Origin of the sequence: Rhodanobacter soli (genome assembly GCF_040548735.1) — a bacterium.
GTDB lineage: Bacteria > Pseudomonadota > Gammaproteobacteria > Xanthomonadales > Rhodanobacteraceae > Rhodanobacter > Rhodanobacter soli_A.
On sequence record NZ_JBEPSD010000001.1, the window covers coordinates 182,274 to 199,700 of the forward strand.

The following is a 17,427-nucleotide window of genomic DNA, read 5'->3' on the forward strand; positions in this document are numbered from 1 at the left end:
GTCTAGGCTTCCAGTTGTTCGACCAGTGCCAGCCACTCGGTTTCCAGCGCTTCCTTCTCGCGGCGCAGTTCGGTCTGGCGCTGACTCAGCCGCATCATCTCGCTGGTCGGACCGTTGTAGGTGGCGGGGTCGGCCAGCTGGGTTTCCAGTGCGGCCAGTTCGGTGTCGATCGTGGCGGTGCGGGTCTCGATCTTCTTCACCCGCTGACGCGCGGACTTCTCGTTCTCGCGCTGCGCAGCTGCCTGGCGGCGGCGCTCCTCGGGCGTGGCTTCTGGTACTACCTTGACCACCACCGGCTTGGCCGCCGCCACGGTCTTCGCTGCCTTCTTGCTGGCGGCGCCGCGCGTTTTCAGCCAGCGCGCATAGTCGTCCAGGTCGCCGTCGAAGCTTTCCACCACGCCGTCGGCGACGCGCCAGAAGCTGTCGCAGACCATGCCGAGCAGATGGCGGTCGTGCGAGACCAGCACCAGCGCGCCGTCGAAGTCGGCCAGCGCATCGGCCAGCGCCTCGCGCATGTCCAGATCCAGATGGTTGGTCGGCTCGTCGAGCAGCAGCAGGTTCGGCTTGTCCCACGCGATCAGCGCCAGCGCCAGGCGCGCACGCTCGCCGCCGGAGAAACCATCGACCGACTCGAACGCGCGGTCGCCGGCGAAATTCCAGGTGCCGAGGAAATCGCGCATGACCTGGTTCGCCACGCCAGGCGCCTTGTCCTGCAGATGATCGAGCGGGCTGGCGCCTTCGCGCAGGCTTTCCACCGTGTGCTGGGCGAAGTAGCCGATCTTCAGGTCCTTGTGCGCCTTGCGCTCGCCGCTGAACGGTTCGAGTTCGCCGACCAGGGTCTTGACCAGGGTGGACTTGCCGGCGCCGTTCGGGCCGAGCAGGCCGATCCGTTCGCCCGCCTCGATGCTGAAGCGCACGTCGGCCAGCACGATGTTCGCCACCTCGTTCGCGTGCGTGGACGGATCGGCCAGGTAGCCTGCTGTGATGTCCTCCAGTTGCAGCATCGAATCGGGCAGTCGCCCGGGCGCAGGGAACTGGAAGCTGAAGGGGCGTTCGGCACGCACCGCCTCGGTGCCGGCCAGCTTCTCCAGCCGCTTCATCCGCGACTGCGCCTGCTTGGCCTTGCTGGCCTTGGCCTTGAAGCGGTCGACGAAGGACTGCAGGTGCGCGCGCTCGGCCTGCTCGCGTTCGTGCGAAATCTGCTGCTGGCGCAACTGCTCGGCGCGCAGGCGTTCGAACGCGCTGTAATTGCCGGTGTACAGCTTGGCCTTGCCGTCGTTGAGATGCAGCGTGTGGGTGATCACGCCGTCGAGGAATTCGCGGTCGTGCGAGATGATCAGCAAGGTGCCCTGGTAGCGGCGCAGCCACTCTTCCAGCCACAGCACGGCGTCGAGATCGAGATGGTTGGTCGGCTCATCCAGCAGCAGCAGGTCGGACGGGCACATCAGCGCGCGCGCCAGGTTCAGCCGTCCACGCCAGCCGCCGGAGAATTCCTTCACCGCGCGCTCGTGCGTTTCCGGCGGGAAACCCAGGCCATGCAGCAGGCGGCCGGCACGGGCGCGGCCGTCGTAGCCGTTCAGTTCCTCGATACGGTGATGCGCCTTCGCCATCGCCTCCATGTCGCCACGATCGCCGGCGTCAGCCTCGTCGCGCATGGCGGCGGCCAGTTCCTCGTCGCCGCCCAGCACGTAGTCGATCGCCGCGTCCGACAGCGCCGGGGTTTCCTGCGCCACCGAGGCCAGCCGCAGCTTGGCCGGCATGTCGAGATCGCCGGCATCGCTCTCCAGGCTGCCCTGCAGGGCAGCGAACAGGCTGGATTTGCCGCAGCCGTTGCGGCCGATCACGCCCAGCCGCCAACCGCTCTGGATCACCAGGTCGATGTCGGAAAGCAGCAGCCGGCTGCCGCGGCGCAAGGCGAAATGTCGAAAGGAAATCATGGAAAGCCTGGATCGGAACTGGGCAGGCAGTCGCCCGCAGCCGCCCATAATAGCGGCGATGGCGCTATTCTCGGCGAACCGGCTGGCGCTGCCGCGCGATGACGAATGCCGAACCCATCGCAATCGGCGGCCATCGGCATGGCGCAGCACAAGCGGTTCTGCTACAACGACGCCGCATACAGCCTTGTATGGAGAGGGGAGCCATGGTCAAGTTCACGAGCAGTTTGCCGATCGTCATCATGCTGGCCGCTGCCGGCCTTGCTGCGCCACAGCCGGCCAGCGCGGCGCAATCGCGGACGGAGCATGGCGACAGCCTGCTGATCCATCGCGTACAGCAGGAAAAGGACATGAACCTGCCCCCCCGCGGGCTGAGCATGGCCCAGGTCGAGAAAACCTGGGGTGCGCCGCAGCGCAAGCTGTCGCCGCGCGGCGGCGACACGAAGAAGCACCCGCAGATCAACCGCTGGGAGTACTCGAACTTCATCGTGTATTTCGAGCACAGCCACGTGATCCATGCGGTGCTGAACACGCCGGCCGGCAACAATACCAATCCGGCGGCCGTCAACTGAGCTGACTTCCCACCGACGCGGCCCGTGGCGACACGGGCCGCGTCGTTCGTGTGCGCGGCCACCGCGTCGTACAATTTGCGGCCCTCACCCGCACGAGATCGCCCCGCATGACCGACCACTCCTTGCGCCTGCCGGCGGAATGGGAACCGCAGGCCGCCGTACTGATCGCCTGGCCGCATGCCGGCACCGACTGGGCCGAACGCCTGGCCGCGGTGGAAACCACCTACGTGGCGCTGGCGGCAGCGGTGACGCGGTTCCAGCAGCTGATCATCGTGGTGGCCGATGCCGCGCTGAAAGCCCATGCGCAGTCGCAACTGCGTGATGCCGGCGTGGATCTCGCGAAGATCCGTTTCGTCGAACTGCCGTACGACGACACCTGGCTGCGCGACTCCGGCCCGATCACCCTGATGGGCGGCGCGGCCGCCGATTCTCGACGATATTTCCAGCTCACCGACTTCCGCTTCACCGGCTGGGGCGGCAAGTTCGGCGCCGAGCAGGACGATGCGCTCGTCGCCGGTCTGGTCGACGCCGGCGTCTTCGGCGAGGCCGCCCACAAGCGCGTCGACTGGGCGCTGGAGGGCGGTGGCATCGAAAGCGACGGCGAAGGCAGCGTGCTCACCACCTGGCGCTGCCTGGCGCAGCGGCATCCGGAACAATCGCGCGAGGAGATGAGCGCGATCCTGCGCGACAGCCTGCACGCCAAGCGCGTGCTGTGGCTGGACTACGGCTACCTCGAAGGCGACGACACCGACGCGCACATCGACACGCTCGCCCGCTTCGCCCCGGGCGAGCGCATCGTGTTCCAGGCTTGCGACGATCCCGGCGACCCGCATCACGGCGAACTGCAGCGGATGGCCGCCGAGTTGGCGGCGCTGCGCACCGCCGATGGCCGCCCGTACCGGCTGTATCCGCTGCCATGGGCACAACCGGTCATCGACGAAGGCCGCCGGCTTGCCGCGTCCTATGCGAACTACCTGATCGTCAACGGCGCCGTGCTGGTACCCGCCTACGGCGACAAGGCGGATGACGAGGCCGCACGCATCATCGGCAGCGCTCACCCCGGCCGCGAGATCGTGCAGGTACCGTGCCGCCCGCTGATCTGGCAGAACGGCAGCCTGCACTGCATCACCATGCAGCTGCCCGCCGGGCTGGCCTGAGCCGCATCGGCTAAACTGTACGGTCTACGCCTGGCGACACGCCGAGGATTTACGCCGATGACCCGCAAGACCCTCAAGGTCGCGCTGCTGCAGGAAACCGACCGCGGCAGCCGCGACGCCAACCTGGACGCGATCGAAGCCGGCCTGCGCAAGGCCGCCGCGGCCGGCGCCGAGCTGGTGCTGCTGCAGGAGTTGCACAACGGCCCGTACTTCTGCCAGCACGAGTCGGTGGAGATCTTCGACCAGGCCGAGAGCATTCCCGGCCCGGGCACCGCGCGCATCGGCAAGCTGGCCGAGGAGTTGAAGCTGGTCGTCGTCGCCTCGTTGTTCGAGCGCCGCGCCGCCGGCCTGTACCACAACACCGCGGTGGTGTTCGATCGCTCGGCGGCCATCGCCGGCACCTACCGCAAGATGCACATCCCGGACGACCCGGCGTTCTATGAGAAGTTCTACTTCACCCCGGGCGACCTCGGCTTCGAGCCGATCGACACTTCGGTCGGCCGCCTCGGCGTGCTGGTGTGCTGGGACCAGTGGTATCCGGAGGCGGCACGCCTGATGGCGCTGGCCGGCGCCGAACTGCTGCTCTACCCCACTGCGATCGGCTGGGACCCGAACGACGAGCAGGCCGAGAAGGATCGCCAGCGCGACGCGTGGATCACCGTGCAGCGTGGCCACGCCGTAGCCAACGGCCTGCCGTTGCTGTCATGCAACCGCACCGGCTTCGAAGCCGATCCCTCGAGCGTGGGCGCCGGCATCCAGTTCTGGGGATCGAGCTTCGTCGCCGGTCCGCAGGGCGAGTTCCTGGCCCAGGCCGGCACCGATGCACGCGAACTGCTGGTGGCCGAGGTCGACCTGGCGCGCAGCGAGCATGTGCGGCGGATCTGGCCATTCCTGCGCGACCGGCGCATCGACGCGTATGCCGACCTGCTCAAGCGCTTCCGTGACTGAAGCCTCGCTCCATTGCTTGTTCCGCATGGCCGTCATCCCCATGCTTGGATTCCCCCCACGACCGGCCTGCTGATCGCATGAGTGTTCCCGAAACCGAAATCACCGCGTCGCCTGCCGCCTTGCAGGGCCAGCCGATCGAGCGCGTGCAGCGCGACGGCGTGGAATACGTGGTGCTGGGTACCGCGCACGTCTCGCGCAGCAGCATGGAAGCGGTCGATGCCCTGCTGGCAAGCGAACACTTCGATGCCGTGGCGGTGGAACTGTGCGACAGCCGCGCGCAGAGCATGCGCGATCCGGAAGCGTTCAGGCAGCTGGACCTGTTCAAGGTGATCCGCCAGGGCAAGGCCGGCATGGTCGCCGCCAGCCTGGTGCTGTCGACGTTCCAGAAGCGCCTGGCCGACCAGTCCGGCATCCAGCCAGGCGCCGAGATGAAAGCGGCGATGGACGGCGCCGAGCAACGCGGCCTGCCGTTGTGGCTGATCGACCGCGAAGTCGGCACCACGCTCAAGCGCGCCTGGCGCAGCGTGGGTTTCTGGCAGCGCTTCGGTCTGCTCGGCGGCCTGCTGGCCAGCGTGTTCGACCGCGAGGACATCGAACAGGGCGAGATCGAGAAACTGAAACAGGGCGACCTGCTGGAAAGCGCGTTCAGCGAATTCGCCAGCGGCTCGAAGCCGCTTTACGACAGCCTGATCGGCGAACGCGATGCGTTCATGGCCGCACGCCTGCGCGAGGAAGCGGCCCGCCCGACCATGGTGGAAAACCGCCGCGTGCTGGTGGTGATCGGCGCCGGCCATCTCAAGGGGTTGTGCACGCTGCTGCGCGAACAGCAGGGCGATCCCGCCAGCAAGGTCGCCGAACTGGCCATCTTGCCGCCGAAGGCACGCTGGCCGAAATGGTTGGCCGCTACCCTGGTGCTGCTGGTGTTCGCCGCGATCGCCTGGGCGTTCCACCAGAACACCGCACTGGGCACGCAGGCATTGCGCGACTGGGTGTTGTTCACCGGCGGTTTCGCCGCGCTCGGCGCCGTGGCCGCCGGAGCCCATCCGCTCAGCATCCTCGCCGCCTTCATCGCCGCGCCGATCAAGCCGTTTCGCCCCGGCATTCCGGCCGGCGGCATCAGCGCGATGGCCGAAGCCTGGGTGCGCCGCCCGCGGGTGGCCGATTTCGACACCTTGCGCGACGACATCGTGCACTGGAGCGGCTGGTGGAAGAACCGTGTCGCGCGCACCTTGCTGAATTTTTTCCTGGTCAGCGTGGGCACGATCATCGGCGAGTACAGCGCCGGCATCCACATCTTCAAGAGCCTGCTCTGACCACGGCTGCGTGACGAGCGGCCGCGAAGCGCATGCTACGATGCGCGCCGCCTGCAGGCTCCCTGCAAACGCATTTCGATATCCGGCCCGGGTGGCGAAACTGGTATACGCAAGGGACTTAAAATCCCTCGGCCGCAAGGCCATGCGGGTTCGATCCCCGCCCCGGGCACCAACGACCGCTTGATGCCCGATCAAACGATGGAGTGCGGCGAATGTCGCCGCACTCCACGATGACGCCTTGCCTGGATCAGGCCGCCGCGTCCTTCAGCTTCTTCAGCGGGCGGATCTTGACCTTGACCGACGCCGGCTTGGCGGCGAACCACTGCTCTTCCTTGGTGAACGGGTTGATGCCCTTGCGCTTCGGCTTGGCCGGCACGCTCACCGCGGTGATCTTCAGCAGGCCGGGCAACTGGAACGAACCGGCGCCCTTCTTGTGCACCGAACCGGCGACCGCGCCTTCCAGCGCGGCGAGCACGGCGCGAACATCCTTGGCGACCACGCCGCTGGCTTCCACGATGTGCGCCACCAGGGTGGACTTGTTCAGCGCTTCCTTGATCGGCTTCGGAGCGGCCGGTGCAGCTTTCGCCTTCGGTGCCGGCTTGCTCTTGGCCGCTGCTTTCTGCGTCTTTGCCATGAATTTCCCCCTCGTCTACGTGGTGATGGATTGGTTGCATTGCCTCACGGCACGCTGAATGTAGGGGAATTCAGCGGTGCCGCCAACGGGTCGGACGACAAAAAACGTTTCCCGGTCGCAAAATCTTCAGCAAGACAACCGGCGGCACCCGCTATTCCGCATTCCGCCAGGCTTGGCGTACGCTATCGGCCACGTGGCGCACAGGTCAGGATGCCGTGGAAGAGGATGGCGGATGCAGGATCTAGCAAACCACCTCAACTTCGGCTACTTCACCGCGGCCCTGCTGGCGACCGCAGCCGTGGCATTCGGGGCAGGCGTGCAGTTTCTGGTGATCGGTGTGCGCCAACGGCGCGACCCCACGCATCTGGCCTTTGCCGTGCTGTGCCTGTGCATCGCCACGCTGGCCTGCTCGAACGCCGTGATGGACGCTGCCGACAGCCCGGCGCTGGCGATCCTGGCGCTGCGCATCCTGTGCGCCGCGGCCGTGCTCGCACTCCCCGCGCTGATGCTGTTTGTCGGCGGCTACACCGGCAGACCGGTCGACCGCTACCTGCTCGGAACCGTGTGCGCGCTGTCGCTGTGGCTGTTCTGGATCAACCTGCACTCGCCGTACAGCATGCTCGATACCACCCTGCACGAAGCCGCTCCGACGGTGTTGCCATGGGGAGAAGCGCTGTACACCCTCGAAGGCACTCCCTCGGCATGGGGTCATGCGTTTCGCTGGCTCAGCTATGCCATCTTCCTGTGGGCGATGTATCGCGCGGCACGACAATACCGCGACGGGCAGCGCCTGCGCGGCGCCATGCTCGGCGTCTGCCTGCTGATCCAGTTCCTGGCCTTGCTGTGGGGCGCCATCGTGGTCAACACGCTGGGCAAGCCCTACCCGTCGATCGACGCCTTCGCGTTCCTGTCATTCGTGCTGCTGATGAGCCTGCTGCTGGCCAGCCAGATGCACTCGCACGCACTGCAGCTCGAGCGCACCGCCAGCGAGCTCCGTGCCGAAGCCGAGATCCGCCGCGAAGCCGAACTCGACCTGCGCCATGCCGCCTACCACGATGCCCTGACCGGCCTGCCCAATCGCCTGCGCGCGCTGTACATCCTGGCCGACCTGCTCGCGGATGCGGCGCAGTCCGATCAGTATGGCGCCGTGCTGATGATCGACCTGGACAACTTCAAGACCATCAACGACTCGCTTGGCCATCATGCCGGCGACCGCGTGCTGGAGACCATCGCCGACAGCCTGCTCGCCGCGGCGCCCAGCGCATCCACCGTGGCCCGGCTCGGCGGCGACGAATTCGTGGTGCTGCTCGGCACCCTTGACGAGGATGCCGACACCGCGGCCACGCGGGCCATGCAGGTCGCCGAGCGTATGCTTGAACGGCTGGCGACACCGCTGGCGATCGACAGCCGGGTGCTGGGCATCGGTGCGAGTATCGGCGTGGCGGTATTCCCGAACCTGGATGCGGGGGCGGCCGACATCATCCGTTGCGCCGATATCGCGCTGTACCGCGCCAAATCCGCTGGGCGCAATGCGGCACGGCTGTTCCTGCCGCATATGCAACGCGACGCGGACGCCCGCCTGGAACTGGAACGCGGCCTGCGCACGGCACTGGAGCGCCAGGAATTCTCGTTGCGCTTCCAGCCGCAGGTCGACATGCGCGGAAGACCGGTGGGCGCGGAGGCCTTGCTGCGCTGGAAGCACCCTAGGCTGGGCGAAGTGTCACCGGCCACGTTCATCCCGGTGGCCGAGGAAACCGGCCTGATCCATGCCCTGGGCGCCTGGGTGATCGCCGAGGTCTGCAACCATGTCCGGGAATGGCGCCGGCTCGGCATGGATTTCGGCGGACGCATCGCGGTCAACGTCAGCCCCTGGCAGATCGCCCACCCGCAATTCGTGCCGAACATCGAGGCACAGGTGAAGGCGGCCGGCATCGAGCCATCCGCACTGACCCTCGAGTTGACCGAGAGCGCCCTGCTCAACGACTTCGATACGGCGCTGCGTACGCTGCACCAGCTTTCCGCCATCGGCTTTCGGCTGGCGCTGGATGATTTCGGCACCGGCTACTCGTCGCTGGCCTACCTGCAGCAATTGCCGCTGGACGAGCTGAAGATCGACCGCACCTTCATCAGTGCGCTGCAGCCGGCCATCACCGATCCGCTGGCAGGTTTCATCGTCGACATCGGCAGGCGCCTCGGCATGACCACGATCGCCGAAGGCGTCGAGACCCGGCAACAGAGAATCATGCTGGAAACGCTCGGCTGCGACATCGTGCAAGGCTATTTCATCAGCCTGCCGCTGACCGCAGACGATTTTCAGCGTTGGATGACCCGGCATGCAACGGCCAGCGAGGTCGCCGTCATCTCCGATTTCTAGGCGACAAAAAACCCGCCGTCGGCGGGTTTTCGGGGCTGGCTGGCAGCCCGTTGCGCAATGGAGGCCTAGGTCGGAATCGAACCGGCGTACGCGGATTTGCAGTCCGCTGCATGACCACTCTGCCACCAGGCCATTGCTTCGTGAAGCGCGACCATGATGATCGCAGGTTGCCTCTAAAAAACAAAACCCCGGAAAGCCGAGGTTCTGCATTGAAACTGGAGCGGGAAACGAGACTCGAACTCGCGACCCCGACCTTGGCAAGGTCGTGCTCTACCAACTGAGCTATTCCCGCATCGGAGCCGCGAATGATAGCAGAACGCGGTCCCTTGTGAATAGCTGCGACAGCGCTTTTCGATCCGGATTCCCGCGCCCTGCACCGACCCTGTGCACCGCTGAAACGACAAGGCCCCGAACGGATCGGGGCCTTGTCTGCAAACTGGAGCGGGAAACGAGACTCGAACTCGCGACCCCGACCTTGGCAAGGTCGTGCTCTACCAACTGAGCTATTCCCGCATTGGAGCCGCGCATTCTAATACGTGAAAGCGGATCGTCAAGCCCGTATCGATCGGGACATGCCCCGCCAATCAGATATCGTCGCTGCCCGCGGATGACTGCCCCGGCGTACCGCTGCTCAGGATCGGCCAGGCGGCGCGCAGGTAGTACAGGCCCGACCAGATCGTGAGCACGCCGGCGATCACCAGCAAGGCTTCGCCAATGTGGTACAGGCGCAGCGCTTCGGCGGCTTTCTCGTGCTGCACGATCAGCACCACCAGGGCGACCATCTGCATCACCGTCTTCAACTTGCCGATGAAGGCGACCTTGACGGTGGCGCGCATGCCGATCTCGGCCATCCACTCGCGCAGCGCGGACACGCTGATTTCGCGTCCCACGATCACCGCCGCGGTCACCGCCATCAGGACACCCGGCCAGCCGCCGCGATGCGATTCGACCAGCAGGAACAAGGTCACCGCCACCATCAGCTTGTCGGCGACCGGATCGAGGAACGCGCCGAATGCCGAAGTGAGGTTCATCCGCCGCGCGAGATAACCGTCGAGCCAGTCGGTGACCGCAGCCAGCACGAACACGATCGCCGCGGTGATGTTGTGGCCCGGAAACGGCAGGTAGAACACCACCACCATGACCGGCAGCAGAGCAACGCGGAAGAGGGTCAGCCAGGTCGGCAGGTTGATGTGCATGGTTCGTTCCAGTGATTTGCGCCAGTTTCGCATGCCGGCGCGCCACTGCCGAGTGAAGGCGTTCGCCGATGTTCAGCCATGCAGGCTGGCGTAGATGCGCCCGGCCAGGCCGCGGTCGATGCCCTTCACCTGCATCAGTTCCTCGACGCCGGCGCGCTCCAGGCCCTGCATGCCGCCGAACGCCTTCAGCAGCGCCGAACGCCGGCGCGCACCGATGCCTGGCACGTCCTCCAGCACGCTGCGTTCGCGCGCTTTCTCGCGCCGCTTGCGATGGCCGCTGATCGCGAAGCGATGCGCCTCGTCGCGCACCGCCGCGACCAGATGCAAGGCCGGCGATGACGAACCCGGATGCAGCTCGCGCCCGGGATTTCCCGCCTCGATCCGCGCCAGCACCAAGGTTTCCTCGCCGGCGCGCCGGCCCGGGCCCTTCGCCACGCCGACCACTTCGATGCCGTCGACGCCGAGTTCCCTCAGCACGTCCAGCGCCTGCGCCACCTGGCCGCTGCCGCCGTCGATCAGCAGGATGTCGGGGCGGGCGCCCTCGCCTTCGGCCACCTTGCGGAAGCGCCGAGTCAACGCCTGGTGCATCGCCGCGTAGTCGTCGCCCGGCGTGATGCCGGCGATGTTGAAGCGGCGGTAGTGCGATTTCTCCGGGCCTTCCGGCCCGAACACCACGCACGAGGCGACGGTCAGCTCGCCCATCGTGTGGCTGATGTCGAAGCACTCGATGCGCCGCGGCGGCGCCGCCAGCCCGAGCACCTTCTGCAAGTCGTCGAAACGCGTGCCCAGGGTCTGCCGGCTGGCCAGCCGCGCGGTCAGCGAGGCCTGCGCGTTGCGCTCGGCCATCTGCAGGAACTGTGCGCGCTCGCCGCGCACGCTGGACTTCAGCTCCACCGCATGGCCGGCGTGCTGGCCGAGCAGCTCGGCCAGGATCTCCTGGTCGGCCAGCGGCTCGCCCAGGATCAGCTCGCGCGGCACCGGCCGGTCCAGGTAGTACTGCGCGATGAACTGCGTCAGCACGTCGGCGGGCTCGGCATCCAGCGGCAGCCGCGGAAAGAAATCGCGCGTGCCCAGGCTGATGCCGTTGCGGAAGAACAGCACGCTGACGCAGGCCATGCCCGCCTCGATGCGGCAGGCGATCACGTCCATGTCGGCGCTGGCCCCCTGCACGTGGTGCTGCGCCTGCAACTGGCGCAGGGCGGCCACCTGGTCGCGCAGTTTCGCCGCACGTTCGAACTGCAGCGCCTTGCTGGCCTGCTCCATCGCCTCGGCCAGCTCGTCGATCACCGCGTTGCTGCGCCCTTCCAGGAACATTTCCGCATGGCGTACGTCGTTGCGGTAATCCTCCACGCTGATCAGCCCCACGCAGGGCGCGCTGCAGCGACCGATCTGGTACTGCAGGCAGGGCCGCGTGCGGTTGCGGAAGTAGCTGTCCTCGCACTGGCGCACCTTGAACAGCTTCTGCATCAGGCTGAGGCTTTCGCGCACCGCGTAAGTGCTCGGATACGGCCCGAAATAGCGTCCCGGCAGGTTCTTCGCGCCGCGATGGAAGGCCAGCCGCGGGTAGTCCTCGCCGCCGGACAGGTAGATGTACGGGTAGCTCTTGTCGTCGCGCAGCAGGATGTTGTAGCGCGGCTTCAGCGACTTGATCAGCTGCGATTCCAGCAGCAGCGCCTCGCCCTCGGTGCGCGTCACGGTGATCTCGACGCGGGCGATCTGCGCCACCATCGCCGCGATGCGCGGCTCCATCCGCGGCTTCAGGAAATAGCTGCCGACGCGCTTCTTGAGATTGCCGGCCTTGCCCACGTAGAGCAGCTCGCCGGCCGCGTCGAAATGACGATAGACGCCAGGCGAGGAAGTCAGCGTACGGACGAAGGCCTTGCCGTCGAAGGGGGGCGGTTGTGCGGACTGCATGGGATCATTCTAGTGGCGATGACCCATGCAGATGTGGCTCAATGCTGCGTGCGCAACCACAGCTCCGCGCGCTCCAGGTCGGTTTCGGTGTCGATGCCCGGCGGGAACGGCTCCGGAGTCAGCCGCACCGCGATCGCGTGGCCGTGCTCCAGCACGCGCAGCTGCTCCAGCGATTCGGTCTGTTCCAGCGGGGTACGCGGCAAACGGCTGTAGCGGTCCAGGAAGCCGGCCCGGTACGCATAGATGCCGATGTGCCGCAGGAACGGCGAGCCGGATGGCAGCGCGTTGCGGTCGGCGGCGAACGCATCGCGCGCCCACGGCAACGGCGCCCGGCTGAAATACAGCGCGCGGCCGTCGGCGGCACGCACCAGCTTCACCACGTTCGGGTCGAACAGTTCCTCGGCGTCGATGATCGGCGTGGCCAGGGTCGCCATCGGCGCGTCGTCGCCGGCCAGTGCCTGTGCCACCGCGCGGATGCCGGCGGCGGGCGCAAACGGTTCGTCGCCCTGCAGGTTCACCACGATGCTGTCGTCGGCCCAGCCATAGTGCTGCGCGCACTCGGCCAGGCGGTCGCTGCCCGAGGCGTGATCGTTGCGGGTCATGCAGACGTCCACGCCGTGCTGCCCGGCCAGTGCATCGGCGATGCGCGGGTCATCCACCGCCACCACCACCTGGCTGGCGCCGGCCTGCAGGGCGCGCTGTGCCACGCGCACCACCATCGGCACGCCGTCGATCGCGCGCAGCGGCTTGGCCGGCAGGCGGGTCGAGCCGTAACGGGCGGGAATGGCGACGATGAATGGAGGTACGACATTGGACATGAGGACGATCTTCAACCAGGAGGCAAGCCTTGCCGCAACGATACATGCACGGCGCGAACAGTTCAGCCCGCGCCGCGCAGCGCGAAGCCGCAGCCGTTGGCCAGCTCCAGGAAGCCGGGAAACGACGTGGCGACATGACTGCAGTCATTGACCCGCACCGGATCGGTGGCGACCAGTCCGGCCACCGCGAAACTCATCGCGATGCGATGGTCGAGATGGCTTTCCACCGTGCCGCCGCCGAGCCGGCCGCCATGGATGATCGCGCCGTCCGGTGTTTCCTCGATCGCCGCGCCGAGCGTGCGCAGGCCGCTGGCCATCGTGGCGATGCGGTCGGATTCCTTCACCCGCAATTCGGCCGCGCCGCGGATGACCGTCGTGCCGCTGGCCACCGCGGCGGCGATAAACAGCGCGGGAAACTCGTCGATCATGTCCGGCACCAGCGCCTCGGGCAGCTCGACGCCATGCAGCGGCGCGTGGCGCACCACGAGATCGCCCACCGGCTCGCCGCCAGCCTCGCGCTCCTGCTCGACCGTGATGTCCGCACCCATCAGGCGCAGCGCCTGCAGCAGGCCGGTGCGGCGCGGGTTGAGGCCCACGGCCGGCAGGCGCAATTCGGAGCCCGGCACGATGCTGGCGGCGACCAGGAAGAATGCGGCCGAGGAAAAATCGGCCGGCACCTCGACGTCGGTGGCATGCAGCGCGTGGCCGCCCTCGAGTTTCGCGCGGCCCGGTGCGAACGCGATCGGCCAGCCGAACGCGGCCAGCATGCGCTCGGTGTAGTCGCGGGTCGGGTGCGGTTCGATGACTTCGGTTTCACCGGCGGCGTACAGGCCGGCCAGCAGCAGCGCGGACTTCACCTGTGCGCTGGCCACCGGCAGTTCGTAGCGGATGCCTTGCAGCAGCTGGCCGCCATGCACGTGCAGCGGCGGCAGGCCGTCATGCGTGTCGATGCGCGCGCCCATCAGGTCCAGCGGATCGGTCACCCGGCGCATCGGCCGTTTCGACAGCGAGGCGTCGCCGACCAGGATGCTGTCGAACGACTGCCCGGCCAGCAGGCCGGTCAGCAGGCGCATGCCGGTGCCGGCATTGCCGCAATCCAGCGATTGCGCCGCGCCGCGCAGGCCGTGCAGGCCCACGCCATGCACCACGCGCTCGCCGGCCGACGGTGTGTCGATGCGCACGCCGAGCTGCGCCAGCACGGCGGCGGTGGCGCGGGTGTCCTCGCCTTCGAGGAAGCCGCGGATGCGCGACTCTCCCTCGGCGATCGCGGCCAGCATCAGCGCGCGATGCGAGACCGACTTGTCGCCGGGAACGCGCACGCTGCCGTGCAGCGGCCGACCCGGCCGGCTGCTCCAGTCCAGGCGAGCGTTCAAGGCAAGGCCACCGGGTAGGAGCCCAGCACGCGGATGGTGGCGGCCGATGCGCCGATGTCGTGCACCGCCGCCTGCAACGCCTCGCCGTCGATATGGCCGGAGACGTCGATGAAGAACGCGTATTGCCACTTGCCGGTATGCGCCGGCCGCGACTCGATGCGGTTCAGGCTGATGCCGTGCTTCGCGAACGGGCTGAGCACGTCGTACAACGCACCCGGCTTGTCGTTGACGGTGATCAGCAGCGAGGTGCGGTCGTTGCCCGACGGCGGGAACAGCGAACGGCCGATCACCAGGAAGCGCGTGGTGTTGTCGGCGCGATCCTCGATGCCCTTGGCCACGGTCTTCAGGCCGTAGACCTTGCCCGCCGTTTCGCCGGCGATCGCCGCCGCGTCGTCGGCGTGCCGGGCCAGTCGGGCGGCTTCGGCATTGCTGCCCACCGCGACGCATTCCACGTCGGGCAGGTTGATGCGCAGCCAGGTCTTGCACTGCTGCAGCGACTGCGCGTGCGCGTAGACACGGCGCACGTCCTCCAGTTGGCCGGTCAGCGAGTGCAGGCACTGGTGCACGCGCAACTCCACTTCACCGCAGATGGTCGCCTCGGAGGTGAGGAACATGTCCAGGGTGACCTGGATCATGCCCTGGCCGGAGTTCTCCACCGGCACCACGCCGAAGTCGGCATGCCCGGCGGCGACTTCCTGGAACACTTCCTCGATGCTGCCCAGCGGCAGCCCGTAGGCGGCATGGCCGAAATGCTTGCGCACGGCCTGCTCGCTGAAGGTGCCTTCCGGCCCCAGGAAGCCGATCTTCAGCGGATCCTCCTGCGCGAGGCAGGACGACATGATCTCGCGGAACAGCCGCACCATCTCGGCGTCGGACAGCGGGCCCTGGTTGCGGTCCACCACCATGCGCAGCACGTGGGCCTCGCGCTCGGGACGGTAATAGTCGATCGCGGAAAGCCCCTCCCCCTTCACCTTCGCCACCGTCCGCGCGTGGTTCGCGCGTTCGGAGATCAGCTGCTGGATCTGCCGGTCGATACTGTCGATGCGTTCGCGCATCTCGCTCAACGGTGTTTTCGGATCGGTCATGCTTTGGCCGCCTGGATGGATAGAAGTCCAAATGATGAAGCGGCATCTTGCCTGAAAAATTCCGTCATTGCCCGCTCAGCCGTGCCGCTGCGCGAAATCCCGCATGAACGCCACCAGCGCCTCGACGGCCTCCGGCGGCACAGCGTTGTACAGCGAGGCGCGCATGCCGCCGAGCGCCTTGTGGCCCTTCAGCGCCAGCAGGCCGGCCGCCTCGGACTCCTGCAGGAACGCGGCGTCCAGCGCAGCGTCGTGCAAGGTGAAGCGCACATTCATGCGCGAGCGTGCGGACAGCTCGATCGGGTTGCGGTAATAGCCGCCGGAACCGTCGATGGCCCGGTACAGCAGCTCGGCCTTGGCTCGGTTGCGCTCGGCCATCGCGCCCAGCCCGCCCTGCGCCTTGAGCCACTCGAAGGTCAGCCCGGCCACGTACCAGCCCCAGGTGTTCGGCGTATTGAGCATCGAATCGGCGGCGGCGTGTTCGGCGTAGCGGAAGATCCGCGCCATCGGCCGACCGGCCCGCTGCAGCAGGTCGCGGCGGATGATCATCAGCACCAGGCCGGACGGACCGATGTTCTTCTGCGCACCTGCGTAGATCAGCCCGAAACGGCCGACGTCCAGCGGTTCGGACAGGATGTTCGAGGACATGTCCGCCACCAGCGGCGCCGCGCCGACCTCGGGCACCCCGTGGAACTCCACGCCGTGGATCGTCTCGTTCGGCGTGTAGTGCACGTAGGCGGCGTTCGGGTCGAGCTGCCAGCTGTCGCGCGGCGGCAGCTTCAGGTAGTCGTCCGCTTCGCCGCTGGCCGCCACGTTCACCCGCACATAGGGTTTGGCTTCGCTGGCCGCCTTCGCGCTCCAGTGCCCGCTCACGATGTAGTCGGCGCTGTCGCCCTCGCCGGCCAGGTTCATCGGGATCTGCGCGAAGTGCTGGGTGGCGCCGCCTTGCAGGAACAGCACGGCGTAGTCGGCCGGGACCTGCATCAACTCGCGCAGGTCGGCTTCTGCCTGGGCAGCCATCGCGATGAAGCGCTTGCCGCGGTGGGACTGCTCCATCACCGAGGCGCCGCTGCCGTTCCAGTCCAGCATGTCGCGCTGGGCGCGTTCGAGTACCGCCTGCGGCAGCGCCGCCGGGCCGGCGCTGAAATTCCAGACTCTGCTCACGTGCGGCTGCATCCTGTCGAAGGTATTCAGCGCATTATGGCGCGGCGCAGCATGGCGCGGTCAACCCTCGGCGCGTGCCCTCGGCGCGTGCCCTCAGCGCGTGCCCTCAGAAACGGATCAGCAGCACCAGTGCGATGCCCAGAGCCAGCACGGCGGCGGTGACGATCAGCCACCACACTTCGCCGCTCGGGCCGGCAGCGTCTTCCGGCAGCTGTGGCGGCAACGGTTCGGCCATCACGATTTCCGGCTCTGGCTCCATGCCCGGCCCGTCGACCACGAAGCGGTGCATCGCCACGCCGAGCTGGTCGCCGGGCTGCAAGGCCAGCTTCTGCACCGCCACGCCGTTGACCCGCAGCGGGTGGCGTTCGCACGACTGGGTGGTTTCCAGCCATAGCTGGCCGCCCTCCCAGAAGATCCGCAGCGCCACGATGTCGCCCTGCGGCAGCTCCAGCGGGCAGTCGCCGTGCGGACCGAACGTCAGACTGTCCTGCAACGGCAGCACCCGTCCGGAGAGCGGGCCGGCCACGGCACGCAAGGCCACCGTGCAGCGTCCCTGTTCGGATACGTTCAGCGGCGGGCGCCGGGCTGGGTCCTCGTCGGCACGCAGCAACAAACGGCAGTCGCCCACGCTGACCACGTCGCCGGCGCGCAACAAGGCGCGTTCGCGCACCGGCCGCGCGTTGACGTGGATGCGGTCGGCCGACGGCAGCACCTGCAGCACCCAGCCGCGGCGATCCTGCTGGATGCGCAAGTGATGCGGCGCCGCCTGGCTGGCAGCCAGCACCAGGTCGTTGTCGGGCGCGCTGCCGATGCGCAACTGCGTCTGCGCCCAATGGAAATCCTCACGGGCCGCATTGGGAAATTCGATACGCATGAATGAACCGGTCGATGGACCGCGAAACTCTAGCATGCGGCCACATGGCATTAAGATGAGGCCTTTAGCCCGGA

General features: G+C 67.5%; 14 protein-coding genes and 4 tRNA genes. 6 read left to right on the forward strand and 12 right to left on the reverse strand.

Annotated elements, in window-relative coordinates; genetic code table 11:
• Positions 1–2: 2 nt before the first annotated feature.
• Complete coding sequence (locus ABIE04_RS00865; RefSeq protein ID WP_354546713.1) at positions 3–1,937, reverse strand: ABC-F family ATP-binding cassette domain-containing protein; 1,935 nt, start codon at positions 1,935–1,937, stop codon at positions 3–5.
• Positions 1,938–2,140: 203 nt separating this feature from the next.
• On the opposite strand from ABIE04_RS00865, the gene ABIE04_RS00870 reads away from it, so the two are divergent.
• The 5 genes from ABIE04_RS00870 (at position 2,141) to ABIE04_RS00890 (ending at position 6,096) form a co-directional block, all read left to right on the forward strand.
• Positions 2,141–2,506, forward strand: coding sequence for a hypothetical protein (locus ABIE04_RS00870; protein ID WP_354546714.1), 366 nt, complete (start codon positions 2,141–2,143; stop codon positions 2,504–2,506).
• Positions 2,507–2,613: 107 nt separating this feature from the next.
• Positions 2,614–3,663, forward strand: coding sequence for an agmatine deiminase family protein (locus tag ABIE04_RS00875; protein ID WP_354546715.1), 1,050 nt, complete (start codon positions 2,614–2,616; stop codon positions 3,661–3,663).
• A gap of 57 nt (positions 3,664–3,720) precedes the next feature.
• Entirely contained in the window at positions 3,721–4,611 is an 891-nt protein-coding gene (locus tag ABIE04_RS00880; protein ID WP_354546716.1) for a carbon-nitrogen hydrolase, read from the forward strand.
• 77 nt (positions 4,612–4,688) lie between these two features.
• Positions 4,689–5,924 (forward strand): TraB/GumN family protein, encoded by a 1,236-nt coding sequence (locus tag ABIE04_RS00885; RefSeq protein ID WP_354546717.1) that lies wholly within the window; start codon positions 4,689–4,691, stop codon positions 5,922–5,924.
• A gap of 85 nt (positions 5,925–6,009) precedes the next feature.
• Positions 6,010–6,096 (forward strand) — tRNA-Leu (locus tag ABIE04_RS00890).
• 75 nt (positions 6,097–6,171) lie between these two features.
• On the opposite strand, the gene ABIE04_RS00895 is transcribed toward ABIE04_RS00890, so the two are convergent.
• A complete protein-coding gene (locus ABIE04_RS00895; protein WP_354546718.1) occupies positions 6,172–6,558 on the reverse strand; it encodes an HU family DNA-binding protein in 387 nt (128 codons plus the stop codon).
• A gap of 232 nt (positions 6,559–6,790) precedes the next feature.
• Here ABIE04_RS00895 and ABIE04_RS00900 point away from each other — a divergent pair, with 232 nt between their 5' ends.
• On the forward strand, positions 6,791–8,932 hold the full coding sequence (locus ABIE04_RS00900; protein WP_354546719.1) for a putative bifunctional diguanylate cyclase/phosphodiesterase: 2,142 nt from the start codon (positions 6,791–6,793) through the stop codon (positions 8,930–8,932).
• A gap of 58 nt (positions 8,933–8,990) precedes the next feature.
• On the opposite strand, the gene ABIE04_RS00905 is transcribed toward ABIE04_RS00900, so the two are convergent.
• From ABIE04_RS00905 to ABIE04_RS00950, 10 genes are all read right to left on the reverse strand, one after another.
• Positions 8,991–9,064 (reverse strand) — tRNA-Cys (locus ABIE04_RS00905).
• Between the two features lie 84 nt (positions 9,065–9,148).
• A tRNA-Gly gene (locus ABIE04_RS00910) sits at positions 9,149–9,224 on the reverse strand.
• A 145-nt stretch (positions 9,225–9,369) separates the two neighbouring features.
• Positions 9,370–9,445 (reverse strand) — tRNA-Gly (locus tag ABIE04_RS00915).
• Positions 9,446–9,516: 71 nt separating this feature from the next.
• Positions 9,517–10,128: a CDP-diacylglycerol--glycerol-3-phosphate 3-phosphatidyltransferase gene (gene pgsA / locus ABIE04_RS00920; RefSeq protein WP_354546720.1), complete on the reverse strand. Its 612-nt coding sequence runs from the start codon at positions 10,126–10,128 to the stop codon at positions 9,517–9,519.
• A 72-nt stretch (positions 10,129–10,200) separates the two neighbouring features.
• Complete coding sequence (uvrC, locus tag ABIE04_RS00925; RefSeq protein ID WP_354546721.1) at positions 10,201–12,042, reverse strand: excinuclease ABC subunit UvrC; 1,842 nt, start codon at positions 12,040–12,042, stop codon at positions 10,201–10,203.
• A 38-nt stretch (positions 12,043–12,080) separates the two neighbouring features.
• Complete coding sequence (kdsB, locus tag ABIE04_RS00930) at positions 12,081–12,860, reverse strand: 3-deoxy-manno-octulosonate cytidylyltransferase (RefSeq protein ID WP_354546722.1); 780 nt, start codon at positions 12,858–12,860, stop codon at positions 12,081–12,083.
• A 62-nt stretch (positions 12,861–12,922) separates the two neighbouring features.
• Complete coding sequence (aroA, locus tag ABIE04_RS00935) at positions 12,923–14,233, reverse strand: 3-phosphoshikimate 1-carboxyvinyltransferase (protein ID WP_354546723.1); 1,311 nt, start codon at positions 14,231–14,233, stop codon at positions 12,923–12,925.
• Complete coding sequence (gene pheA / locus ABIE04_RS00940) at positions 14,230–15,318, reverse strand: prephenate dehydratase (protein WP_354546724.1); 1,089 nt, start codon at positions 15,316–15,318, stop codon at positions 14,230–14,232. Before pheA ends, aroA begins: the two co-directional genes overlap by 4 nt.
• 75 nt (positions 15,319–15,393) lie before the next feature.
• Entirely contained in the window at positions 15,394–16,479 is a 1,086-nt protein-coding gene (serC, locus tag ABIE04_RS00945) for a 3-phosphoserine/phosphohydroxythreonine transaminase (RefSeq protein ID WP_354546725.1), read from the reverse strand.
• A gap of 106 nt (positions 16,480–16,585) precedes the next feature.
• Positions 16,586–17,353 carry an FHA domain-containing protein gene (locus ABIE04_RS00950; RefSeq protein ID WP_354546726.1) on the reverse strand — a complete coding sequence of 256 codons (768 nt, stop codon included), beginning with the start codon at positions 17,351–17,353 and terminating at the stop codon, positions 16,586–16,588.
• Positions 17,354–17,427: the final 74 nt, after the last annotated feature.